The following is a 24374-nucleotide window of genomic DNA, read 5'->3' as shown; positions in this document are numbered from 1 at the left end:
TTTGCCGCCTTCCAATTCATGTTCAGATGCCGTCATCGCTGCCGGCCTCATCTCTTATGTCCGTCGCCCGCGGCGCCCGTATGGGCCATGCCGCTTTCGCCGAACGTCACAGTCGCAGACGACGCCGGGCTCCTCATCTCCCGCCTCGCTGCGCGCTACGCGCACCCACCTGCCCTGCTGGGCCGGAGGATGTCCCCTCGCGCCTCTCGTCAACAATCCCTTCGACGCGCTCCCGCGCCGTACCGGATCCTCCTCCTCGTCAACAGCTCGTCGCACCCTCGTACGAAGCGATGAGCCGCGCGTTGGACCTTGGCCTCGCGTCGGGCGCCGCTTGCACCCTCCATCGAGGCCTCCTGCATCTTTCCTTTGTCGTAGCCGATCAAAGGGCAAGACAGGCAGCCGTCAAAGCGCCGCAGCGACCTCTAGGCGTCCGACCGGACGCAGGTGCTGCAGATGGCCGCCTCACAATCACAGGACGAAAGTTTCCCGTCCGGAGCGGTATGAACCATCCGGTTTTTTCACCTTCGACTTGTCTGATTGAACGACGCGGAGCCGCCCTGATACAAAGGACAGAAACATCGAAACCATTTCTTCGAAATGGCCTCTTTTGCTTCTTTTTACAGATGTGGTCCGTGTCCCCTGTGGAGGGCATTTAGGCAGGATCGATGGGCAAGATCAATCGCGATTTTTACGCAACCTTAAGCGCTGGCCGTTGACTCTCCGGCCGCCATTTGCTTGCCGCATTCCGAGTCCGAGAAGAATCCCTGTTGAATCAAGGGTTTTGATTTTTCGCTCTTTGCTTAGCTGGCGAAAAAGAAAAAAAATAAAAATTCGCTTGACTCAGAATGGGCCGAACGGACCCCCAGTCAGAGACATCCTTTTGATAAGGACCTCTCACAAGTCATTGAAATAATTATATAAATCTTGTCATCGCACTGACATAAGCCCAAGCCGCCAGATTAACCATCGCGATGACAGAAGTATGAATCCGAAAAGCCCGGCGCAAGGGCCGGGCTCTCGATTAACAGATTTTTCTTAGCCGGATTAGGCCGAAAGCGACTTTACGCGCTGTGCAAGACGCGAAACCTTGCGCGATGCAGTGTTGGCGTGCAGGACGCCCTTGGTGGCTGCGCGCATCAGCTCGGGCTGAGCTGCCTTGAGCGCTGCGGCTGCAACTGCCTGGTCGCCGGTTGCAATCGCTTCTTCGACCTTGCGGATGAAGTTGCGAACGCGCGAACGACGGGCCTTGTTCACTGCGGTGCGGCGTGCGATCTTGCGGGTCGCCTTTTTCGCCGAAGTTGTATTGGCCATTTGTGCCTCTCTTCGAAAACTGACATGAACTCCGCCCCTCGCCGTGCCGGGTCACTGCGACCTGTCATCAAAGCAATTCGGGAGTATTTCCGGAAAGCCCAGAATGGCGTTCCAAACTGAGGGCGGCGTATAGCGGGAAACCGCCGCCCCGTCAACGCGCAATTTCCAGAATCTGCGCGCCGTGCTCTGGGCTAGCGATGTTTGAACTCCGGTTTGCGCTTGGCGACGAAGGCGGCCATGCCTTCCTTCTGGTCTTCGGTCGCAAACAGCGAGTGGAAGAGCCGACGCTCGAAACGCAGGCCTTCGGCAAGCGTCAGCTCCAGCGAGCGGCTTACGGCCTCCTTGGCCATCATCACCGCGGGCAGCGAGAAGGAGGCGATCTTCTCGGCAGCGGTGAGCACTTCCTCCATCAATTTCTCCGGCGCCACCACACGCGAAACGAGTCCCGCGCGTTCGGCCTCGGCCGCATCCATCATCCGGCCGGTCAGCACCAGGTCCATGGCCTTGGCCTTGCCGACGGCGCGCGTCAGGCGCTGGGAACCGCCCATGCCGGGAATGACGCCGAGGGTGATTTCCGGCTGGCCGAACTTCGCGGTCTCGGACGCAATGATGAAGTCGCACATCATCGCCAGCTCGCAGCCGCCGCCAAGCGCGTAGCCGGAAACGGCAGCGATCAAAGGCTTGCGAGCTGCCGCCACCTGGTCCCAGCCGCCGATGAAGTCGCCGAGATAGCTGTCGACGAAATCGAGCGTCTGCATCTCCTTGATGTCGGCACCGGCGGCAAACGCCTTCTCCGAGCCGGCGAGGACCACGGCGCCGATCTCCTTGTCGGCGTCGAAGGCCTTCAGCGCCGCGGCAAGCTCGCGCATCACGGTCGAGTTCAGCGCATTCAGCGCCTGCGGACGATTGAGCGTCACCAGGCCGACGCGGCCGCGTGTTTCGACCAGCAGCGTTTCGTAGGTCATTTCTGTTTCCTCCGGTTCATGCACCAGACCGCTCACGGACTGGCGTTCATTTCTGGCAGTGCGGGCAATAGAAGGTTGAGCGTCCCGCCTGCACGATGCGGGCGACCGTACCGTCGCAGCCGGGCGTGCGGCAAGCCTGTCCTTCGCGGTCATAGACGGAGAAGGAGTGCTGGAAGTAGCCGAGCGAGCCGTCAGCCTGGATATGGTCCTTCAGCGACGATCCGCCGGCGGCAATGGCATCGGCGATGACCTCGCGGATCGCATCCGTCAGGCGCACGAGCCCTTCCTTCGGCTTGCCGCGCTTGTCGACGAGCGCGCCGGCCGGTTTCAGCGGCGACAGGTGCGAGCGCCAGAGCGCCTCGCAGACATAGATATTGCCGAGACCGGCGATGTTCTTCTGGTCAAGCAACGCCGCCTTCAGCGGTTGCGCCTTGCCGGAAAAGCGTGCGGCGAGATAGGCGGCATCGAGCACGTTTCCGGTCGGCTCCTCGCCGAGCGCGCGGAAATAGGCGTGGCTCGCCACCGTGTCGCGGCGAGCAAGGTCCATGAAGCCGAAGCGGCGCGGGTCGTTGTAGATCACCCGCACCGGGCCTTGCGCACCGTCGAGATGGAAGATGACGTGATCGTGCTTTTCATCCTTGCCGCGTGGATGGTGGAATTCGCCGGGCGTTGTTGCCGCCGGCCCCACCTCGATGCGGAAGGAACCGGACATGCCCAGATGGGCGATGATCACGTCGCCGGCTTCCAGATCGATCATCAGATACTTGGCGCGGCGCGACAGCGAGACGATGCGCTGGCCGGCAACGGTCGAGGAGAAATTCTCCGGGAAGGGAAACCTGAGATCCGGACGGCGCAATTCCGCATTGACGAGCAGCGCCCCTTCCATGGTCGGCGCGAGGCCGCGCTTGACGGTTTCGACCTCGGGCAACTCCGGCATGAACGCACTCCTTCGATCTCAGCCACCGGATGCGGTGGTTGGCATTTCCTTGGCGGCCTTCTTATCCTATAGGGGTGCGCTATGCCGCAGCCGCAGTCCCGCCCACGAGATAGCGTGTGACGGGCCTTTTCGCTATGGTGCCGGAAAAATTGGTTCAGGTGGAGTTCTTCGTATGACGGATCAGCGCGTATCGGCCGATGGCGGCATGGAAACATCTTTCGGTTTCCGCAACGTCGGCACGGGCGAGAAGCAGCCGCTCGTCAACGACGTCTTCCACAAGGTGGCCAAGCGTTACGACATCATGAACGACGTGATGTCGGCCGGCCTGCACCGCGCCTGGAAGGATGCGATGATCGCGGCCCTCAACCCGCCACGCCGCGAGGGCTACAGGACGCTCGACGTTGCCGGCGGCACCGGCGATATCGCCTTCCGCATCATCGAAGCCTCCGACCGCAAGGCACATTCGACGGTGCTAGACATCAACGGCTCGATGCTGGCCGTCGGCGCCGAGCGGGCCGAGAAGAAGAAGCTCTCCGCCAACCTCGATTTCGTCGAGGCCAATGCCGAGGACCTGCCTTTCGAGGCCAATACCTTCGACGCCTATACGATTGCCTTCGGCATCCGCAACGTGCCGCGCATCGACGTGGCGCTGAAGGAGGCATACCGGGTGCTGAAGCGCGGCGGCCGGTTGCTGGTGCTGGAGTTCTCCGAAGTGGAGATGCCGCTGCTCGACCGCTTCTATGATGCCTGGTCGTTCAACGCGATCCCGAAGTTCGGCAAGCTGATCACCGGCGATGAAGCGCCCTACCAGTATCTGGTGGAATCGATCCGCAAGTTTCCGAACCAGAAGGACTTCGCGACGATGATCAAGGAAGCGGGCTTCTCGCGCGTCTCCTTCACCAATTACACCGGCGGCATCGCAGCGCTGCATTCCGGCTGGAAAATCTGATCCCGATGAGCACGCCTGGAGCATATATCCGCCTCGCGCGGATCGGCTGGGTTCTCGTGCGCGAAGGCGTCGTCTCGGCCGTCCCGACGGAGCACCTGCCACCCTTTGCCCGTTTCGCCCAGAAGGCGGCCGGACTTTTGGCGCGGCGCAGAGTGCCGGGAGAGGAGCGTAGCGACCGGCTGTCGCGCGCCGTCGCCCGGCTCGGCCCCTCCTATGTGAAGATCGGCCAGTTCCTCGCAACCCGCCCCGACGTCGTTGGCGCGGAGTTTGCCGCAGACCTGTCGCTGTTGCAGGACCGCATGGCGACCTTCCCGCAGAACGAGGCGAAGGCCGCGATCGAGGGATCACTCGGCCGGACGGTCGACGATCTCTATGCCGAGTTTTCCGAGCCGATGGCCGCGGCCTCGATCGCTCAGGTGCACCCGGCGATCGTGATGCGCGACAGCGGCCCTGAGAAGGTCGCGGTCAAGGTCATCCGTCCCGGCGTGCGGCAGCGCTTCGCCTCCGACATCGAGGCGATGTATCTCGTCAGCCATATGCAGGAGCGTTTCCTGCCCTACACCCGCCGGCTGAAGCCGGTCGAGGTGACCAAGACGCTGGAACAGACGACGAAGATCGAGATGGATCTTCGTCTGGAGGCGGCCGCCCTTTCCGAGCTTGGCGAGAACACCAAGGACGATTCCGGCTTCCGCGTGCCGAAGGTCGACTGGGAGCGGACCGGGCGCGACGTCGTCACCATGGAGTGGATCGACGGCGTCAAGATGTCGGACATCGAGGGCTTGAAGGCCGCAGGCCACGACCTCAACCTTCTAGCCGAAGTGCTGATCCAGTCCTTCCTGCGCCACACCCTGCGCGACGGCTTCTTTCATGCCGACATGCATCAGGGCAATCTCTTCGTCGACGATGCCGGCCATATCGTCGCCGTCGACATGGGCATCGTCGGCCGCCTCGGCAAGAAGGAACGCCGGTTCCTGGCCGAGATCCTCTTCGGCTTCATCACCCGCGACTACCAGCGCGTGGCCGACGTGCATTTCGAGGCGGGCTATGTGCCTTCGCACCACGACGCTGCGAGTTTCGCCCAGGCGATCCGCGCGATCGGCGAGCCGATCCACGGCCAGCCGGCCGAAACCATTTCGATGGCGAAGCTGCTGACGTTGCTCTTCGAGGTCACTGAGCTCTTCGACATGCAGACCCGCCCCGAGCTCGTCATGCTGCAGAAGACCATGGTGGTCGTTGAAGGGGTGGCTCGCACGCTCAATCCGCGCTTCAACATGTGGAAGGCCTCCGAGCCGGTCGTCGGCAAGTGGATCCGCGACAATCTCGGACCGAAGCGCATCGTCACCGATTTGCGCGACGGCCTGCATGCCGCACTCAGGCTGGCTGAAGCCGCGCCCGAAATCGCCGCCCGCACGGAGAAGTTTTCGAGCGAGATCATGGCGATGAGCGAAAACGGTCTGCGCTTCGACGCCGAGACCGCGCATGCGATCGGCAAGGCGGAAGCGAAACACACGCGCTCCGGCCGCATCGCGCTGTGGCTCATCGCCGCCACGCTCGCCTATATCGCCTGGCAGGTGACCTGATCCCGCCCGCGCCCGAACCGGCGCGGCGGGCTTGTCTTTCTACCCACGCTTGCTATCCTTCCCGCATGGATAATCGCTCTATTCTCACCATGGTGCTTTGCACGCATACCCCAGGGGTGTGCGGGAGACCTGTTGCGCTGACTTAAGCGAAATGTCCCCCACCAACCCTGCCGAGGCGAGCAGGGTTGGGACCTGTTTCCTCGGAACCAAAGAGAGGAAACAATGACCGACGCAACCGACCCTTCAGATATCAACATCCGCGCGGCCCGCGTCGTCGATTTCGAAGCGATCGCGGCGCTGATGAGCCAGCCGGGCATCCGCTCGGGCACGCTGCGCCAGCCGTTCGCCACCCCGGAACAGACACGCAAGTGGTTGGAGAGCCTCTCGGACGACAGCGTCGTCATCGTCGCCGAGCGCGCCGACCGGATCCTCGGCATGGCCGGACTGCATCGCAGCAAGGGGCGCCGGCATCATTCCGCGGCCCTTGGGATCAGCGTCGACGACACCCATCGCGGCGAGGGCATCGGTAAGTCGCTGCTGACCGCTCTGATCGACGCCGCCGATAACTGGCTCGGCATCAGCCGCATCGAGCTTACGGTCTTTACCGACAACGAGCCCGCGATCGCGCTCTACCGCAAGGCCGGCTTCGAGATGGAGGGTACGCACCGGGCCTATGCGCTGAGGAACGGTGTGCTGGCCGACGTGTTCGCGATGGCCCGCATTCGTGAGCCTGCGGCGCCGAAGGCCGCTTGAAGGCCGCAACGGCCGGCAACCGGCACGGACTGTGGCCGGCCGATTGCGATCCAGCGCAACCGCCGGCAGCATCCTGTTCCATCCGGAACTGCGAATATCTCGGCTTCATGCGACTTTCGTCTCATGGATGACGAAGGCTCATCCCAACCCATCCGGAGGAGAGATCATCATGCGCAAGTTCATCGTCGCAGCCGCTGTCGCCATCACCGCTGCCATCTCCTTTGCAGCACCTTCGCAGGCCGGTGGTATTTCGATCGGCTTCGGCAACGGCTACTACGGTCATGGCTGGAGCGGCCGTGTCGGCTACGTCGGCAGCTATTATGGCGGACCCTACTACTACGAGGACGAACCCTATTGCTTCCTGAAGACGGTGAAGCGCTACGACAGCTACGGCAACCGCTACTACAAGAAAATCCGCATCTGCCGCTAAGTGACAGAATGAGGGAGGGCGCTTGAGAGCCCGGCCGCGGTGCGGCCGGGCTTTTGCATTCCGACATCCACTGACGTCAAAACGATTCCGCTGCGAGAAAATCTGGTGTAGCTCGGATGCCAAGCCATTCTGAATTCCGCAATCGAGGAGGGTCGGTCATGGATCTTGGTATCGCTGGAAAACGTGCGCTGGTGCTTGGCGGCAGCAAGGGGCTGGGGCGCGGTATTGCCGAGACTCTCGCCGGCGAAGGCGTCATCGTGGCGCTGACCGGCCGCGACGCGACATCGGCGGCCAAGGTGGCAGGCGACATCAGCCCTTCGGCGCGCGGCTACGCCCTCGACCTCTCGAAGCCCGAAAGCCTCGATGGCCTGCTGGACCAGCTCGAAGCCGATTTCGGCGCGATCGACATTCTGGTGCTGAATGGCGGCGGGCCGCCGCCCTCACCTGCCTCGGTCATCGAACCGGACTTCTGGCGGGCGCAATTCGAGACCATGGTGCTGGCCGGCATGCGCATCGCCGGCCGGCTGCTGCCCGGCATGCGGGAACGCCAGTTCGGGCGCATCATCGCCGTCGCCTCCACCAGTATCCGCGAACCGATCGTCGGGCTCACCGCGTCGAATGCGCTCAGAAGTGCGGTTGCCGGCTGGCTGAAGACGCTCGCCGGCGAGGTCGCTGCCGACGGCGTGACCGTGAACCTGCTTCTGCCCGGAAGGCTTGCCACAGACCGCACGCTCAGCTTCGACCGGATGGACGCCGAAAGCGAAGGGCTCGATATCGAGACGGTCGCAGCCCGCAGCCAACGCGACATCCCGATCGGCCGCTACGGCACGCCGGCGGAATTCGGGGCGGCCGCAGCCTTCCTCGCCGGCCGTCAGGCGAGCTACATCACCGGCGTGGCGCTGCCCATCGATGGCGGCCTCAGCCGCTCGATGCTCTGATACCGTTCTGGACATTTCCGCCGACGGATTGGGGTGAGCTACGAAGGCGACGTCATACCTCGTCCCGACTGTCATCGCCGATGAGCGCCGAGAGGTCTTCGGCCAACCGCGTGACCAGCGCGCCGGCCTCGGGCCGGTAATAGAGGGCGATCTCCATCGTCTCGATCATCGGCAGTCCTTGCTGCGGCCCCACCGTCCGGTGCCGGTCGTGGACGACGCGGGCCGGCAGCAGGCTGATGCCCAGCCCATCGGCGACCGCCGACTGAATGCTAGCGAGGCTGGAACTGGTATAACTCACGCGCCAGCGTCGCCCTGAGGCATCCAGTGCCGCCACCATGTCGTCGCGATAGAGGCCGCGCGGCGGAAAGACGACGAGCGGCAGAGGATCGAGCGCCAGAACAGGATGGGCGGCGCTGTCGATCCAGCACAGGCTTTCCTGCCACTGTTTCACGGCATCGCCCGTGCCGCGGCGCTGCTTGACGACGACGATATCGAGCTCGCCGCGATCATAGAGCGACCGCAGCTCGCGGCTGAGCCCGCTCGTCACTTCGAGCCTGACATTCTCGTGGCGGCGGGCAAAGGCCGCGAGTGTGCTGGTCGTGCGGCCGGCGGCAAAGTCTTCGGGCAGGCCGAGGCGCAGCGTCGCGGCAACCGATGCGCCCGAGAGAAGCTGCCGCACTTCCGCGTCCAGCGCCAGCATGCGCCGCGCATAGCCGATCAACTGCTCGCCCGCTTCCGTCAGGCGGACCTGGCGATGGCTGCGTTCGAGCAGCCGATGGCCGGCCTGCTCTTCCAGCCGCAGGACTTTCTGGCTGACGGTCGACTGGGTGGAATTGAGCCGGCCGGCCGCAGCGGTGAAACCGCCGCAATCGGCCACCGCCGCGAAGGCTTTCAGCAGATCCAGATCGAAAGGTTGAGCATTCATATTTCCACTTGATAGCATTCATACATTTAATTTCCAAATGAATGCGGCACTGCCTATGGTCGCACACGGGAGGGCCACGCCGGGCGCGGGAGAGGTTCGGCGGCGACGCGTGTCTTGCGCCCTTGAAAAGGTCACGGATCGGCTCAAGTAAGCACGAGATTGCGATGAGCAAGAGCGGCACGGATGGAGCCCTTTCAAGGTTTCCTCGTCCGCCCTTAACCGGAACCATTGCGATCGACCGGCCCATTCGGCCGGCCCGCATGATCGGAAAGAACAAATGCGACCAAGACTTTTCGGCTCGCTGATCGGCGCATCCCTTGCCGCCTTCAGCCTTGCACCTCAAACCGTGGGGGCCTCGATGCTTGAAAACCAGCTGATCTCCGCCGCCGAGACCGGCGATCCAGACAAGGTCAAGGCGCTGCTCAAGGAAGGCGCGAGCATCGAAGCGCGCGACGCCAGCGGTGCGACGGCGCTGCTCGCCGCCACCCATGAAAATCGCGTCGATGCGGCGCGTGCCCTGATCGAGGCCGGCGCCGACGTCAACGCCAAGGACAAGATCCAGGACAGCCCCTATCTCTATGCCGGCGCGCGGGGGCATCTCGACATCCTGAAGTTGACGCTTGCCAATGGCGCCGACCTTAAGAGCACCAACCGCTATGGCGGAACGGCGCTGATCCCGGCCGCCGAGCGCGGCCATGTCGAGACCGTCAAGACCTTGATCGAAGCCGGCATCGACGTCGATCACGTCAACCGCCTCGGCTGGACCGCGCTGCTCGAAGCCATCATCCTCGGCAGTGGCGGTGAAAAGCACACCGAGATCGTACGCCTGCTGATCAAGGCCGGCGCAGACGTGAACCTTGCCGATGGCGAGGGTGTCAGCCCGCTGACCCATGCCCGCCAGCGCGGCTATGGCAAGATCGAGAGGCTGCTGGCCGACGCCGGCGCACGCTAGAAAGAACTCTCATGACCCAGGAACAGACCTATCTGGCCGAGGCAGTAACGCTTGCCCGCCGCAACATCGAGAAAGGCGGACGCCCCTTCGGCGCCGTCGTCGTCAAGGATGGCGAGATCGTCGGTCGCGGCGTCAACGAGATGTTGTCATCCGGCGACCCTACCTCGCATGCGGAACTGAACGCGTTGCGTTCCGCCGCCCAAAACCTTCGTTCCCCGCGGCTCGAAGGCGCCGCCGTCTATGCCAGCGGCCAGCCCTGCCCGATGTGCCTGGCGGCCATGCGCATGGCCGGGATCACCGAGATCGCCTATGCGAACTCGAATGCCGACGCCGAACCCTTTGGCCTCTCGACCGCAGCGATCTATGCGGAACTGGCAAAACCGCTCGCCGAGCAGGCCATGCGCTTCCGCCATGTGCCGATCGACGATGCCCAAACGACACCGCTTTACGCCGCCTGGCAAGAGCGCCAGGCCAAGACTTGAGTCGTCGGGCCAACGCCCGGCCATCACGTTGCGAATAGACCCGAGGCGGCCGACGGCCGCCTCGGGCTTTTCTGTTCATTCCGGGCCCCATTGGGAATCGACGCCCCTTGCCGAACACACGTGCCGGCTGTAATCGCATAGGCGTTTCTTCCTTTTGTGCCGCCCCATCTCTTAAGGAGACCGGGCGGATTCCAGCCAGCAGGTGCCCGTGATGACTGCCTATTCCGAAAAAGCCGGCCGCTTCGTCGCGCTGCTTCTCATCGCGGGCTCCGGTGTGGTGACGATCGCCAAGGGCATGAGCCTGACCTTCCTTGCAATCCGCCTCCAGCGTGACTTCGGCCTCAACCCTGCCAGCATCGGCGCGTTGATCGGCGTGGGGCCGCTGCTCGGCGCGATCGTCAGCCCCTTCGCCGGCACGCTCTCCGATCGGATTGGCCGAAAAGGCGTGTTGACCGTCGCACTCTTCATGGCCGGACTGGCGCTGGCCGGGCTCGGACTGGCACAATCGATCGCCGCCTTCGCGCTGGCCCACATCGTTTCCGCCGTTGCCGCCGCCGTTTTTGAACCGGTCGCGCGCGCCTTGATGAGCGATGCGGCGCCTGAACATCTGCGCCTCAAGGTTTTCTCCTGGCGTTATCTCGCCATCAATGCCGGCTGGGCGATCGGGCCATTGATCGGCGTATGGGTCGGCGCTGCCTATGTGACGCTTTTCGTCATCGCGGGCGTCATCCACGCAGCCTTCGGTCTCGTACTCTTGCTCACGGTACCGGAGGCGAGCAGCAGGCAGGCTATCGAAACCGAACGAACGTCAGGGAGTGCCGGTGGCTGGCGCGGACTTGTCGCCGCCTTGCGTGACCGGCGCCTGGTCTTCTTCGTCGTCGGCGGCACGCTGCTTCTCGCCGTTCACGGTCAGTGGTCCGTGACCCTGTCGCAGTATCTCAATACCGGCTTTGAGGACGGCGTCACGCTCTTTGCGCTGCTGGTTTCGACCAACGCGGTAACGGTGCTGGTCGCCAGCACGCCGGCCCGCTTCGTCATCGAACGGATCGGCGCCCTGCACGCGCTGTCGCTTGGCAGCCTGCTGTTCCTGATCGGCGAAATCGGCTTTGCCGCCTCGTCCGGAATGGAAATGCTCGTCGCCTCGATGATCCTTTTCACCATAGGCGAGGTGCTGGTCGTGCCGTCGGAATATGTGCTGGTCGACGGAATTTCGAACGCCGGCAACCGCGGCACCTATTTCGGTGCCCATTCACTCTCGACGTTTGGAAACTTCCTCGGGCCGCTCACCGGCGGCCTTGCGCTTGGCGCCGTCGGCGGCGCCGGCATGTTCCTGCTGTTCGGGGCATTTGCGGCGGCAGGTGCGCTTCTGTTTGCGATCGGCCATTCCATGCCGCCGCCGCGTCCTGAGGCTGCGCGCACCACAGCGCTCGACGATGGCGCCGCCACGGGAGACCTGCTGCGGCTGGGGCAGTTCGCTTGAGACCGGTTATCCGCCGGTCGCGGGCGACGCGTTGATCTGCTCCTGTACCCGTTCGAGTGGCCCCGGCGCCAGTGCTGCCGGCGGCTGATATGGATTGGAGAAGGCGTAGATCAGGAACAGGATGATGCCGGTATAGGCGCCGAATAGGCAGAGCAGCAGCAGGTTCCGCCGCCTTGGCGGATAGGCATAGTAGGCGAGCGCGATGAAGATCACGCCGGAGAGTGCCGCGAACCAGAAGATGCTGTCGATCGAGTCCGCGACGTTGCTTTCCCGCTTGGTTCGGCTCTGCGAAACGTCGTGCAGCCGCTCCAGCATCTGGCTGCGCAGGCTCTCCTGACGCTTGTCGGCGGGCACGAGGTTCAGCACATGCTGGTAGGCCTTGTCCCAGAACGCCCAGGCCTCATTTGAAAGACGGCCCTTGTCGGCCAATGACTGCCACTCGCCGTCGATCACCTGGGACACGTAGGCGGAGATCGCCTGCTGGATCGGTGCCTTGAAGCCTTCGCCGTAGCGTGCGGCATCATAGTAGATGTCGGCGATAGCGCCGGCTTCGGTCGCCATTTCGTATTTGAGCTGCTGGTACTCGACCATCTCCTGCGCGAACACGAGCGCAAGGATCAGGCCATGCAGTGCCGAGATCCGGAAGATGACCGAACTGGCCAGCTCCTTTTCATGGCCCTCGGCCTCGCCGCCCATGATCAGCCGCATCAGGAAGTACGCAGCAAGCGTCAGGGCGACCGTGCCGCACACGAAGAGAGCACCGAGCAGCATCTCGACGATCATGTCCCCTCCATAGCCCATTCTCCTGCCGCGGGCTTTCGTCAATTCTGAGCCCACGACCGGCGAAAGACAACTGCACGCCCCGGACCAGGCCCTGGCGGCTGTCTTGCGGCGGGCCGAAACGCTATGCTTGCAGCGCCATCCACCCGTCTTGCCACCATTTCGACACTGCCAACGCCTAAGCACCGCGCCAAAACTGGAGTAAAAACAATATCATGAGTGCGCCAAGCGAACAGACAGTCCTCAAACAATCGATCGCGGCCACCGTGGTCGTCGGGGTGACGGGCGTTATCTTCGGTCTGCTATCGGGCTCGGTTTCCATCGTGTTCGACGGCGTCTTCTCGGCCGTCGACGCCTCCATGACCCTGCTTGCGCTTGGCGTGACGCAGCTTATCCCGAAGCCGAGCAAACGCTTCCAGATGGGCTTCTGGCACATCGAACCGATGGTGCTGCTCTTCAATGCCGGCCTTCTGACCCTGCTTTCCTTCTACGCGATGGTGAACGCCGTCGGCTCCATTCTGTCGGGCGGCAACCACCTCGCCTTCGATTGGGCGATCGCCTATGCCGCCGTCGTCGTGGTGATCTGCGCCTTCATGTTCTTCTATGTACGCCGGGCGAACCGGCCGATCGGCTCGGAGTTCCTGGCGCTCGACGTGCGCGCCTGGGCGATGTCCGGCGCGATTACCTCCGCCCTGCTCGTCGCCTTTGCGATCGCCGCCGCCTTGAAGGGAACGGCCTACGAGTACGTCACGCCCTATGTCGACCCGGCGATCCTGATCGTGCTGACGCTCTGCCTGATCCCGCTGCCGATCCGCACGGTCTTCCAGGCGCTGAAGGAGATCTTCCTCGTCGCACCCGCCGAGCTTGACGAGCGCGTGCGGCAGGCAGCGGCGAACGCCGTCACACGCCACGGCTTTGCCGATTACCGCACCTATGTCGCCAAGGTCGGGCGCTCCAAGACGATCGAGGTCTATCTGATCGGAACGCCCGAAACCAAGGTCGGCACGCTCGCCGAACTCGACCGGATCCGCGCCGAGATCGGCGAGGAGATCGGTGATCCCGGCCATGACCGCTGGCTGACGATCGCCTTTACCGGCGACGCGCGCTGGGCGGAATAGTCCCGTCAGGAAAGTTCGATCCGCCTGGTGATGCCGATCGCCTCCAGGAAGGCCCAGTCGTGGCTGACGACGAGCAGCGCGCCGTCATAGGCCCTGAGCCCCGCCTCGACCGCCTCGATGGAATCGATATCCAGATGGTTGGTCGGCTCGTCGAGGATCAGGAGCTGCGGCGGATTGCGACCACCGAGCACGCAGGCCAGACCGGCCCGCAGCATCTGGCCGCCGCTGAGGCTCGAGACGACCTGCAGGGCAGCATCGGCCCGGAACATGAAGCGGGCGAGCGCTGCCCGGCAATCGTTCTCGCTGGCATCAGGATTGAGACCCCGAAAATTGTCGCGGATAGAGAGCGCGGGATCGAGCAGGCTTACCTTTTGGTCGAGCATGGCGTGATCGACCAGCAGGCGCACGCTGCCGGACCATGGCTGTAGATCACCCGTCAGCAGCGACAGCAGGGTCGTCTTGCCCGAACCGTTGCGGCCGGTAAGCGCAACGCGCTCCGGCCCGACGATCGAGAGCGACAGCCGGTCGACGACCGGCTTCCCCCGTTCATAGCCGACGCCGACGTTATCGACCTGCAGGACACTGCGACCGGCAGGCAGTCCGGTCGGCGGCAGGCGAACAGTCAGCGGCTGCAGGATTTCGATGCGCTCGCGCGCTTCGACGAGATCGCCGACCGCCTGGTCCCGTCGCCGGTCCGCAAGGCGGGCATTGTCGCCGCCGGTCTTTTCGCTACGCTCCTTCCTGGCGTCGAGCAAGAGCAGCGGTTCGTCGCCCTTGGCGCGCTTGCGGCGGCCGGCGGCATCCTTGCGCGCCTTGCGTTCGGCCGTCTCCTGGGTCTTGCGCTCGACCTCGGCCAGACGCCGCTCGGCATCGGCGAGATCGTGGCGAGCAGACGCCAGCTCGATCGCCTTGCGTTCACGATAGTGGCTCCAATTGCCGCCGTAGGTGGTGGCGCCGAGCGTTGTCAGTTCGACGATTGCGTCCATCTCTTCCAGGAGTTCGCGATCATGGCTGACGACGATGGCGCCGCCGCGCCAGCCCGCCATCAGCGCAGCGACGGCCGCCCGCCCCTCGCGGTCGAGATTGTTGGTGGGTTCGTCGAGCAGGATGAAGTCAGGCTCCTTGAAGACGAGCGCGGCAAGCTTCACGCGGGTCATCTGCCCGCCGGACAAGGCGGCAAGGCGCGTTTCCGCCGAAGCGTCCAGACCGACGCGCGCCAGCGCTTCCTCCATGCGGGCCTCCAGCGTCCAGTCGGCGGAAGCCAGCTCGTCCATGGTGGCGCCCCCCTCTTCTGCTTTCTGCAGAACCGCAAGCGCGTCGGTGACGCCGAAGAGATTGGCGACGGTCTCGTCGGCCGCGACCTGAACGGTCTGGCTGAGCACGCCGAGGCTACCGACGACGCTGACCTTGCCGGCCTGCGGCGCCAGCGTTCCCTCGACCAGTCGCAGCAGGGTGGATTTTCCCACGCCATTGCGACCGACAAGGCCGGTGCGAACGGGACCAAAGCTCAGGTCGAGATCGGAAAGGAGGCTTCGGCCCTCAGGCGCGGACCACGAAATACGGGAGAGTGAAATCGAAGCAGGCATGGATACGGTTTTCCCTGATGGCAAGACGGTTCGGCTTGGCGGTCAGGGTGAAATCCATCGATGCGTGTATCCTGTTCAAATTTCTATCGCGGTCATAGATAGCATCGAATGCGCCCGTTTCAAGGCAGGCCCTTCGATACAGACCTGCGGGGGCCAGGGGATCAGGCGAGGCTGCGCTGCACCTCGTCGTCGCCGAAGACGAGCCCGGAGGCCCGCACGCTCCGGTTTCGGCCGTGGTTCTTGGAGTCGAGAAGAGCGGCATCGGCCCGGGTCAGGAGCGTGGCTACAGGCCCATCGTCCGGCGCCGAGGCAACGCCGACCGAGACCGAAACCGTGCCCAGAATCCGGCCGCGATGCGACAGCGGCGTCGTGCCGATCCGCGTCCTCAACCGCTCGGCAAGCTCGAAGCCCGCGGCTTCGCCGGCGTCGGGCATGAGCACGGTGAACTCCTCGCCGCCGAAACGGTAGGCACTGCCGGCATCGCCGACCGTGTCGACGATGATCTGCGCGACATACTGCATGACGACGTCGCCGGCATCGTGGCCGAACTCATCGTTGAAGCGCTTGAAGTGGTCGATGTCGATCATGAGGCAGCTGAGCGGCTTGCCGGCCTGCCCGCGCGGCTGCCGGTTCAGCGCCTCATCGAGGCAGCGCCGGTTGAGCAGGCCCGTCAACGCATCGCGGACGGCGAGATTGGTAAGCTTCTCGCGCAGCTGAAGATTGGCGACGGCAAGCCCGATGTTTTCGGCGATCAGTTCGAGATAGAGGCGCGACGCCTCGACCGCGAATTGCTCCTCAAACCGTTCCTCGAAGTAGAGGAGCCCGATCGTGTCGCCCTGGGCCGTCAGCGGCACGCAGAGGCCGATCACGCCTTCATCGTCGAGGTGCTGGCAGGCGATGTCGCTGTGGCCACGGTTGCTGACATGCGGCCGGCCGCGGCGGAGCCCCCAGCAGGCGCTGGACGGAAACGTCGGCGCCGAGTGCTGCGGATCGAGCCAGGTACCGACGCGCGACAGGAGCGTCCGGCTGTCGTTGAGCACATAGAGATGGCCGGCGAGGTTGGGAAAGACCTGCGGCGCGAAACGGGCGACGACCTCGGCCAGTTCGTCCTGGCTCTGGCAGGCCTGCAGCCGGTGCATCATCTGCAGGATGAGATCCTTGGTCTGCTGGTCCAGCCGCCGCTCCGCGTCCAGACGGTCCCGCTCCAGGCCGTTTTCGCGGAAGATATGGATCGCCTTGTTCATCTCGCCGATCTCGTCGCTGCGGCGATCGAGCGGGACTTCCACGGCGTAATCCTGCTCGGCAAGTCTTGTGACTATACCGCTCATGCGGGTAAGCGGCATGGCGACGCGGCGCTTGAGGATGAAATAGAGCACGCTCAGGAACAGGGCGGCGGTGATGCCGAGCATCGTCTTGGCGGCGGCCGCATACCAATCGCTGCGCTCCTGCGCCTCGTTGAGGGCCGCGCCGGTGCGGACGTTGGTCAGGTCCCTAAACCGCGCCACCGTCTCAAGAAGGGCGGTCTGCAGACGCTCGTGCTCGGGCCCAAAGAGCTTTTCCTGCGCGCCGGCGCGGTCACCCTTCTGATAGGCATCGATGGCGGCAACCTCGACCTTGTCGAGCGCTTCCGCCTCGCGAACGATATCCTGCAAGGCGGCGATCTCCGCCGGCGTCGCGCCAAGATTGGTCGCGGTCTTGGTCGCCTCCTCGCGGCGGCGTTCTTCTTCCTCGGCGCGGTGGAAGGCTTCGAGATGGCGCTCGTCGCCGCGCATCACATAAAGACGTGCCTCGTCACTTCGCGTTTCAGCCCCGAGCGCAAGCTCTTCGCCGAGTGTATCAAGCACCAGATGCTGCTCAACCGCTTGGCGTTCCTTGATCGCGCTGTCGGTCGACAGGATGAAGGCGGCACCGGAAAGCCCCGTCAGAAGGACGGTCACGCCATAGGCCCAGTTTGTGATCGCATTTATTCGCATGGAAGAAGCTTAGCCCCCGCGGATTGAGAGCGGATTAACCGCATTATCAGGCTTCGGCAACAGCCACTGCCCCGGTTGACGCAAGCGGCGCAGCTTTTGTTCCGCCCCCTCGACATGCCGGCCCCTCCGGACACGTTGCGCCCGGCAGATCGCTCAAGTAGGTTCGACATCAAAGGCGTCGGTGAGGCCGGTCGCCTGGACTATTCTGGTATCGCGTAGGCTCGGCAGCCCATGCCGGGCGAGAGGACGGCCGAAGGGCCGGGTGCAAATGACACTGTCGGGCAAGCGTATTCTCCTCATCATCTCCGGCGGCATCGCGGCCTATAAGAGCCTCGATCTCATCCGGCGCCTCAGGGAGCGCGGCGCAAGCGTGCGGCCGGTCATGACATCGGGCGCACAGCAGTTCGTGACGCCGCTTGCCGTCGGCGCGCTTTCGGCCTCGCATGTCTATCTCGACCTGTTTTCGCGCGAGGACGAGCAGGACGTCGGCCATATTCGGCTGGCGCGCGAATGCGATCTGATCGTCGTGGCACCCGCGACCGCCGACCTGATGGCGAAGATGGCGAACGGCCATGCGGACGATCTCGCCTCGACCATTCTGTTGGCAACGGACCGCCCTGTCCTGGTTGCGCCGGCGATGAACCCGAAAATGTGGGCGCATCCGGCGACGCGCCGCAACCGGGCGACGCTTGCCAGGGACGGCCTCCGCTTCATCGGCCCGGAAGCGGGCGAAATGGCCGAAAGCGGCGAGGCCGGCGAAGGCCGCATGAGTGAGCCGCTGGCAATCGTCGCGGCCGTTGAAGACCTGCTCTTAGGCGCGCCAAAACCGCTTGCCGGGCGCAGCGTCGTCGTCACCTCAGGGCCGACGCATGAGCCGATCGACCCGGTGCGCTACATTGCCAATCGCTCCTCCGGCAAGCAGGGCCATGCGATCGCCGCGGCACTAGCAAAGCTCGGCGCCGACGTCACGCTGGTCTCCGGCCCCGTGACGATCCCGGATCCGGTTGGTGTGAAAGTCGTGCATGTGGAGCGGGCCGAAGAGATGCGCGATGCGGTGCTTGCCGCCCTTCCCGCCGATGTCGCCGTCATGGTCGCCGCCGTTGCCGACTGGCGGGTGGCGACGGCCGCCGGCAACAAGATCAAGAAGAAGCCGGGCGAGGCGCCGCCGCCGCTGCAGCTTGCTGAAAACCCCGATATCCTGAAGACGGTCGGCCACCATGCGAAACGGCCAAAGCTCGTCATCGGCTTTGCCGCCGAGACCGAAAACGTCGCCGACAACGGCCGCGCCAAGCTCGAGCGAAAGGGCGCCGACTTCATCCTCGCCAACGACGTCTCGCCGGCAACCGGCATCATGGGCGGCGACCGCAATAAGGTGAAGCTGATCTCACATGCCGGCAATGACGACTGGCCAGAGATGGACAAGGACGCGGTGGCGGAAAAGCTGGCGGCGATGATTGCCGAGCAGCTGGCGCGCTAAACAATCGATCTCATGGCAAATGCCCCTCACCCGAGCCCTCTCCCCGCAAGCGGGGCGAGGGGACGCGGCACACGCGATATCGCGTCCCGTTGGCTGCGGGCTTAGCCTCTCCCGTCTAACCTCGAGAACGATGATAATCGGTCGCTTTCTCGAAGAGCCAGTCGTGGACGAGCGAGCGCCACGCGTCCCTTCTCCCTGCCTGCGGGGAGGAGGTGGCGGCAGCCGGATGAGGGGCGCGGCGTCCTCGTCGAAGTCGAAAGCGCCGCCGGCTCAGGCCATCTGGCGAGATCTGACCGGCGTGCCCTTGGTCGAAAACAGCCGAACATCGACTCCGTTTTCGCCGACGATGACCGCGGTGCCGTCGGGGATTTCGACCCAGGCACTGTCGTCGTCGTTGAGCGGTTCGGAGACAAGGCAATAGCCACCGCTCGGGCCCATCGGTGCGGCATAGAGCGTCGGCGCCTTCCAGTCGGAGGCGTAGCGCACAGCGTAGAGATCCTGGCCGTCGGAGAAAGCTGCGGTGAAGCGCACCAGCACCTGGCGCTCCAGATGCTCGGCAAGCTGTTCGATAAAGGCGAGCGCCTCGGCGATCGCGCCGAGCGGATCGCGGTCGAGCCCGAACTGCATGGCGAGAAGAAACAGGAGCTCCGAATCCGTCGTGCCGGTGCGCGCCGAATAGAGGTCATTGTCGAGCATGCTCTCCATCGGACGGCGCAGATGCTCGAAGTCGCCGATCTGGCCGTTGTGCATGAAGGACCAGCGGCCGAAGACGAAGGGATGACAGTTGTCGCGCCTGGTTCCGCCGCCGGTCGCGGCGCGCACATGGGCGAGGAAGAGCGGCGAGCGGATCTGCCGTGCGATGCTCTTCAAGTTGCAGTCGGACCAGGCCGGCAGGATATCGCGGTAGCGCCCCGGCTCGGGATGGTCGCCGTACCAGGCGATGCCGAAGCCGTCGCCGTTGGTGGCGGTCTTGGCCCGTGTCGCGCAATGGGACTGTTCGATCAGCGAGTGCGCCGGAGAGGTCACCAGTTCCTCGAGATACAGCGGCTCCCCGCGATAGGCTGCCCAGCGGCACATGCTGATTTCACTCCAGCTCCGCTCCGTTCACTGCGGAGCGATTCGTTAACCATGACGAAACGCGATGTTCCAACGGAACATGGTAAAAATGCGTTAACACATTCCCCCTTCGTCAAGGTGAAGCTAACCGGAACGCACAGTTTTGGCTGTTTCAAACGGCACAACGTCGGTATCGCCGTAGTATTTCGAACAAACATTCCATATTGACAAAACTTGCAAAATTCATTTCATTTCAGACCAACACGACAGCGCCGCCAGGGAGGAATTCAGCATGGGCAGAAAGCGCAAACTCGGCATCGGCCTGATCGGCACGGGCTTCATGGGCAAGGCCCATGCGCTCGGCTTCACCATTGCCGCGCGGGTCTTCGACCTGCCCTTCGAGCTCGATCTGGTTTCGGTCGCCGACGTGACCGTCGAGAGTGCCGAACGCGCCCGCGGTCAACTGGGCTTCCGCAAGGCGACCGCCGACTGGCGCGAGCTCTTGACCGATCCGGATATCGACATCATCGACATCACCACGCCGAACCTTTTGCACAAGGAGATGGCGCTTGCGGCGATCGCCCATGGCAAGCACGTCTATTGTGAAAAGCCGCTGGCGCCGACCGTTGCGGAATGCCGCGAGATGGTTGAGGCGGCCGAGAAGGCGGGCGTCGTGACCCAGGTCGGCTTCAACTATCTGAAGAACCCACTGATCTTCCTTGCCAAGGACATCATCGAAAGCGGCGAGATCGGCGAGATCCGCTCGATGCGCGGCATCCATGCGGAAGACTTCATGGCCGACGCGCAGGTTCCGTGGGGCTGGCGCCTGAACCCGGCCAGCGGCGGCGGTGCGCTTGCCGACATCGGCAGCCACATTATCGCCTCCATGCGCCACCTCGTCGGCCCGATCAAACAGGTGCTTGCCGAAACCATCATCCAGATCCCGGAACGCCCGGTTTCCGCTGGCTCCAGCGAAACCCGCGCCGTCGAGGTCGACGACATCACCCGCGCCTTCGTGCGCTTCGAAAACGGCGCCACCGGCAGCTTCGAGGCAAGCTGGATCGCGACCGGTCGCAAGATGCAGCACGATTTCGAGATCTACGGTTCGAAGGGCAGCATCGTCTTCACCCAGGAGCGGCTGAACGAAATCCGCCTCTACAAGACGGGCGATGATATCCGCACCCGCGGCTTCCGCACCATCTGGGCCGGACCGGAACATCCGCCCTATGGCGCGTTCTGCGTAGCGCCGGGCCACCAGATCGGCTTCAACGACCTGAAGGCCATCGAGGTGAAGGAGTTCCTCGACGCCATCGCCGGCGGCAAGTCTCCCTCGACCGATTTCCGCGAAGGCTACGAGGTGCAGAAGGTGCTTTCGGCGACCTATCAATCGGCCAAGACAAACGAATGGGTGCGGATCTAGGCGGCTTCGACGGCCGGCGTGTCGTAGGAAAACCATCTATTTTTGCTCGCACGTCGGGACGCTAAACCGCTACGCACTTTTCCTGGAAATGCCGCCCGTCTTGCTGCGCATTTCCGGACGCAAAACAGCTTCGCACTTTTCCTGGACATGCTCTCTGTTTTGGTGCGCATTCCGGACGGAAATCCGCTTCGCACTTTTCCTGGACATGCTCCGAGAAAAATAGAATGCCTGTTCTATCCCGTTCCCGACTAATCGATTAGGGTGAGGCCGAAAGCCAGACTGACATCGAGGGAGACGAGCGAGACATGGCCATGCCGGAAACGACGACAGAGGTGCCGCAGGATTTCGAGGCGCTGAAAGCCGCCATTCTGGAACGCAAGGCGGAGCTGCCGAAACGGCTGCGCCAGGTTGCCGCCTATTCGCTCGACAATCCCGACGAAATCGCCTTCGGCACGGCAGCGAGCATCGCGACTTCCGCCGAAGTGCAGCCGTCGACGCTGGTGCGCTTCGCCCAGCATTTCGGCTTCGAGGGCTTTTCCAGCCTGCAGCAGATCTTTCGCGCCCGGCTGCGTGAGCGCACGCCCGGCTATGAGGACCGGCTGAAGGCGCTCAGCGCCAACGACCACAGCAAGCTCGAAAGCGGTTCGATCTTCAACGGCTTCGTCGCTGCCGCCCACCGCTCGCTCGACAACATCGCCTCCTCGGTGGATCCTGAAGCCTTCGAACGCGCCGTCGATATCCTCGCCAAGGCCGACACCGTCTACCTGATCGCCAAGCGCCGCTCCTATCCGATCTCCAGCTACATGGCCTATGCCTTCGGCAAGCTGAAGGTGAAATACCAGCTCGTCGGCACGGCCGCCGGCATCGACGAGGACATGCTGGCGATGGCAACGAAAAACGATGCCGCCTTTGCCGTCAGCTTCTCGCCCTACGCCTCCGAAAGTGCGGCCCAGGCGCGGCTTCTCGCCGAACGCAAGGTGCCCGTCGTGTCGCTGACGGACTCGGCCTTCTCGCCCTTGGCAGAATCCTCGAAGGTCTGGTTCGAACTGGTCGAGGCCGACCATGCCGGCTTCCGTTCTCTTTCCGCCAGCATGGCGTTTGCCATGGCGCTGACGGTCGCCATCGCCGAGAAGCGCCAGCGCCTCGCCGAGGGCGGCTAGGCAAAACGGAACAGATAGAATGAAAATTCCATATTGACGAAACGTCGGAATTTATGTTTCATACGGCCATCACCCACAGTACGGAAATGGTCGGGCCCGCCAAGGTGTCCGCGGGGAGGAAGCAGTGAGCCAGAACGTTTCGGCACAGGGAGCAAAGCCGCTCGACCTGATCACCATCGGCCGGGCCTCGGTCGATCTCTATGGCCAGCAGATCGGCACGCGGCTTGAAGATGTTTCGAGCTTTGCGAAGTCAGTGGGCGGCTGCCCCTGCAACATCTCTGTCGGCACCGCCCGCCTGGGCCTGAAGTCAGCGCTTCTCACCCGCGTCGGCGACGAACAGATGGGCCGCTTCATCCGCGAGCAGCTCATCCGCGAAGGCGTCGAAACGCGCGGCATCGTCACGGATCCGGAGCGGCTGACGGCGCTCGCGATCCTCGCCGTCGAAAACGACAAGACCTTCCCGCTGCTCTTCTATCGCGACAACTGCGCCGACAACGCGCTTTGCGAAGATGACGTTTCCGAGGAGTTCATCCGTTCCGCCCGCGCCGTGCTCGTCTCGGGAACGCATTTCTCCAAGCCGAACACGGACGCCGCCCAGCGCAAGGCGATCCGCATCGCCAAGGAAAACGGCGCGAAGGTCGTCTTCGACATCGACTACCGCCCGAACCTCTGGGGCCTTGCCGGCCATGACGCCGGCGAGAGCCGCTATATCGCGTCGGATCGCGTTTCGGCGCATCTGAAAACGGTTCTTGCCGATTGCGACCTGATCGTCGGCACGGAAGAGGAAGTGCTGATCGCCTCGGGCGAAAGTGACCTGCTCCAGGCGCTGAAGACGATCCGCTCGCTCTCCAAGGCGACGATTGTGCTCAAGCGCGGACCGATGGGCTGCATCGTCTATGACGGTCCGATCACCGACGACCTCGAAGACGGCATCGTCGGCAAGGGCTTCCCGATCGAGGTCTATAACGTGCTCGGCGCCGGCGACGCCTTCATGTCCGGCTTCCTGCGCGGCTGGCTCAAAAACGAGCCGCACGCGACGTCTGCCACCTGGGCCAATGCCTGCGGCGCCTTCGCCGTCTCGCGCCTGCTCTGCGCGCCTGAAATCCCGACCTGGACGGAACTGCAGTTCTTCCTGGAAAAGGGCAGCAAAGAACGGGCCCTGCGCAAGGACGAGGCGATCAACCACGTTCATTGGGCAACCACACGCCGACGCGATATCCCGCTTCTGATGGCGCTGGCGATCGATCATCGCAGCCAGCTCGAAGACATGGCCGCCGGCGACCAGGCTCTGCTTGACCGCATTCCCGCCTTCAAGGTGCTGGCGGTGAAGGCCGCCGCACAGGTCGCGGCCGGCCGCTCCGGCTTCGGCATGCTGATCGACGACAAGTACGGCCGCGACGCGCTTTACGCCGCCGGCGCCCATCGCGATTTCTGGATCGGCAAACCGATCGAGCTTCCGGGCTCGCGGCCGCTGCAATTCGAATTCAGCCAGGATCTCGGCAGTCGCCTGATCGACTGGCCGGTCGACCACTGCATCAAGGTGCTCTCCTTCTACCACCCGGACGATCCGGCGGAGTTGAAAGCCCAGCAGGTGGCAAAGCTCCGCTCCGCCTTCGAAGCGGCGCGCAAGGTTGGCCGTGAGATCCTGATCGAGATCATTGCCGGCAAGCACGGCAAGCTCGACGACCAGACCATTCCGCGGGCACTGACCGAACTCTACGATGCCGGGCTCAAGCCGGACTGGTGGAAGCTCGAGCCGCAGGCGAGCCGCGGCGCCTGGGCAGCGATCGATGCCGTCATCGAGGCACGCGACCCGCTCTGCCGCGGCGTGGTGCTCTTGGGCCTCGAAGCGCCCTATGAGCAGCTCAAGGACGGCTTTGCAGCCGCCCGCACTTCGAAGACGGTCCGGGGCTTTGCCGTCGGCCGAACGATTTTCGCCGATGCCGGCCGGGCCTGGCTCGGCGGCACGATGAGCGACGACCAGGCGATCGCCGACATGGCCGGAAAATTCAAGGCCCTGGTCGATCTCTGGCTGCAACTGGGTGAAACTAAGGCGGCATAGGATCGACAGATATCAGTCGATAATGCCGGACAGGGCGGAA

General features: G+C 63.8%; 21 protein-coding genes. 13 read left to right on the top strand and 8 right to left on the bottom strand.

The features are described 5' to 3' along the window. Positions 1-1044: 1044 nt before the first annotated feature. From rpsT to mutM, 3 genes are all read right to left on the bottom strand, one after another. Positions 1045-1311, bottom strand: coding sequence for a 30S ribosomal protein S20 (rpsT, locus tag AC3WVQ_RS20250; RefSeq protein ID WP_034797494.1), 267 nt, complete (start codon positions 1309-1311; stop codon positions 1045-1047). Between the two features lie 191 nt (positions 1312-1502). After that, a complete protein-coding gene (locus AC3WVQ_RS20245; RefSeq protein ID WP_060519737.1) occupies positions 1503-2276 on the bottom strand; it encodes an enoyl-CoA hydratase in 774 nt (257 codons plus the stop codon). Between the two features lie 46 nt (positions 2277-2322). Further along, positions 2323-3213, bottom strand: a complete 891-nt coding sequence (gene mutM, locus AC3WVQ_RS20240) for a bifunctional DNA-formamidopyrimidine glycosylase/DNA-(apurinic or apyrimidinic site) lyase (protein ID WP_034797500.1) — start codon at positions 3211-3213, stop codon at positions 2323-2325. A 172-nt stretch (positions 3214-3385) separates the two neighbouring features. Between mutM and ubiE the strand changes: the two genes are divergently transcribed. The 5 genes from ubiE to AC3WVQ_RS20215 all read left to right on the top strand — a co-directional run bounded on the left by ubiE (position 3386) and on the right by AC3WVQ_RS20215 (position 7863). Continuing rightward, the gene (gene ubiE, locus AC3WVQ_RS20235; protein ID WP_034797505.1) at positions 3386-4162 is read left to right on the top strand and encodes a bifunctional demethylmenaquinone methyltransferase/2-methoxy-6-polyprenyl-1,4-benzoquinol methylase UbiE; all 777 of its coding nucleotides are present in this window, start codon (positions 3386-3388) and stop codon (positions 4160-4162) included. Between the two features lie 5 nt (positions 4163-4167). Then, complete coding sequence (ubiB, locus tag AC3WVQ_RS20230) at positions 4168-5742, top strand: 2-polyprenylphenol 6-hydroxylase (protein WP_090300967.1); 1575 nt, start codon at positions 4168-4170, stop codon at positions 5740-5742. A gap of 222 nt (positions 5743-5964) precedes the next feature. Then, positions 5965-6495, top strand: coding sequence for a GNAT family N-acetyltransferase (locus AC3WVQ_RS20225; RefSeq protein ID WP_090300969.1), 531 nt, complete (start codon positions 5965-5967; stop codon positions 6493-6495). A gap of 169 nt (positions 6496-6664) precedes the next feature. After that, positions 6665-6925 (top strand): hypothetical protein, encoded by a 261-nt coding sequence (locus tag AC3WVQ_RS20220; RefSeq protein WP_034797516.1) that lies wholly within the window; start codon positions 6665-6667, stop codon positions 6923-6925. A 158-nt stretch (positions 6926-7083) separates the two neighbouring features. Beyond that, a complete protein-coding gene (locus AC3WVQ_RS20215; protein WP_090300971.1) occupies positions 7084-7863 on the top strand; it encodes an SDR family oxidoreductase in 780 nt (259 codons plus the stop codon). Positions 7864-7915: 52 nt separating this feature from the next. Here the strand turns inward: AC3WVQ_RS20215 and AC3WVQ_RS20210 are convergent, their stop codons facing one another. After that, positions 7916-8788, bottom strand: coding sequence for a LysR family transcriptional regulator (locus AC3WVQ_RS20210; protein WP_060608333.1), 873 nt, complete (start codon positions 8786-8788; stop codon positions 7916-7918). 358 nt (positions 8789-9146) lie between these two features. On the opposite strand from AC3WVQ_RS20210, the gene AC3WVQ_RS20205 reads away from it, so the two are divergent. The 3 genes from AC3WVQ_RS20205 (at position 9147) to AC3WVQ_RS20195 (ending at position 11702) form a co-directional block, all read left to right on the top strand. Next, complete coding sequence (locus AC3WVQ_RS20205) at positions 9147-9740, top strand: ankyrin repeat domain-containing protein (protein ID WP_060608558.1); 594 nt, start codon at positions 9147-9149, stop codon at positions 9738-9740. Between the two features lie 11 nt (positions 9741-9751). Continuing rightward, a complete protein-coding gene (locus AC3WVQ_RS20200; RefSeq protein ID WP_110818543.1) occupies positions 9752-10222 on the top strand; it encodes a nucleoside deaminase in 471 nt (156 codons plus the stop codon). A gap of 211 nt (positions 10223-10433) precedes the next feature. Continuing rightward, entirely contained in the window at positions 10434-11702 is a 1269-nt protein-coding gene (locus tag AC3WVQ_RS20195; protein WP_060608338.1) for an MFS transporter, read from the top strand. 6 nt (positions 11703-11708) lie between these two features. On the opposite strand, the gene AC3WVQ_RS20190 is transcribed toward AC3WVQ_RS20195, so the two are convergent. Continuing rightward, complete coding sequence (locus AC3WVQ_RS20190) at positions 11709-12485, bottom strand: bestrophin-like domain (RefSeq protein WP_060519720.1); 777 nt, start codon at positions 12483-12485, stop codon at positions 11709-11711. A gap of 212 nt (positions 12486-12697) precedes the next feature. On the opposite strand from AC3WVQ_RS20190, the gene AC3WVQ_RS20185 reads away from it, so the two are divergent. After that, a complete protein-coding gene (locus tag AC3WVQ_RS20185) occupies positions 12698-13600 on the top strand; it encodes a cation diffusion facilitator family transporter (protein WP_034797525.1) in 903 nt (300 codons plus the stop codon). Between the two features lie 5 nt (positions 13601-13605). Here the strand turns inward: AC3WVQ_RS20185 and AC3WVQ_RS20180 are convergent, their stop codons facing one another. Together AC3WVQ_RS20180 and AC3WVQ_RS20175 are read right to left on the bottom strand one after the other, a co-directional pair. Continuing rightward, on the bottom strand, positions 13606-15186 hold the full coding sequence (locus tag AC3WVQ_RS20180) for an ABC-F family ATP-binding cassette domain-containing protein (RefSeq protein WP_090300975.1): 1581 nt from the start codon (positions 15184-15186) through the stop codon (positions 13606-13608). Between the two features lie 161 nt (positions 15187-15347). After that, complete coding sequence (locus tag AC3WVQ_RS20175; RefSeq protein ID WP_110818544.1) at positions 15348-17159, bottom strand: diguanylate cyclase; 1812 nt, start codon at positions 17157-17159, stop codon at positions 15348-15350. Between the two features lie 268 nt (positions 17160-17427). On the opposite strand from AC3WVQ_RS20175, the gene coaBC reads away from it, so the two are divergent. After that, the gene (coaBC, locus tag AC3WVQ_RS20170; RefSeq protein ID WP_090300980.1) at positions 17428-18636 is read left to right on the top strand and encodes a bifunctional phosphopantothenoylcysteine decarboxylase/phosphopantothenate--cysteine ligase CoaBC; all 1209 of its coding nucleotides are present in this window, start codon (positions 17428-17430) and stop codon (positions 18634-18636) included. Between the two features lie 270 nt (positions 18637-18906). On the opposite strand, the gene AC3WVQ_RS20165 is transcribed toward coaBC, so the two are convergent. Next, positions 18907-19713, bottom strand: coding sequence for a class II glutamine amidotransferase (locus AC3WVQ_RS20165; RefSeq protein WP_034797533.1), 807 nt, complete (start codon positions 19711-19713; stop codon positions 18907-18909). Positions 19714-19984: 271 nt separating this feature from the next. Here AC3WVQ_RS20165 and AC3WVQ_RS20160 point away from each other — a divergent pair, with 271 nt between their 5' ends. From AC3WVQ_RS20160 to AC3WVQ_RS20150, 3 genes are all read left to right on the top strand, one after another. Next, positions 19985-21112, top strand: a complete 1128-nt coding sequence (locus AC3WVQ_RS20160) for a Gfo/Idh/MocA family protein (RefSeq protein ID WP_090300982.1) — start codon at positions 19985-19987, stop codon at positions 21110-21112. A gap of 305 nt (positions 21113-21417) precedes the next feature. Beyond that, positions 21418-22272 (top strand): MurR/RpiR family transcriptional regulator, encoded by an 855-nt coding sequence (locus tag AC3WVQ_RS20155; RefSeq protein WP_060519708.1) that lies wholly within the window; start codon positions 21418-21420, stop codon positions 22270-22272. 124 nt (positions 22273-22396) lie between these two features. After that, positions 22397-24334, top strand: a complete 1938-nt coding sequence (locus tag AC3WVQ_RS20150) for a bifunctional 5-dehydro-2-deoxygluconokinase/5-dehydro-2-deoxyphosphogluconate aldolase (RefSeq protein WP_090300985.1) — start codon at positions 22397-22399, stop codon at positions 24332-24334. Positions 24335-24374: the final 40 nt, after the last annotated feature.

It is taken from the genome of Ensifer sp. EB106-05-01-XG146, assembly GCF_058791875.1.
Note: the sequence above shows the minus strand (reverse complement) of the source record. Positions and strands in the feature narration are given on the sequence as shown.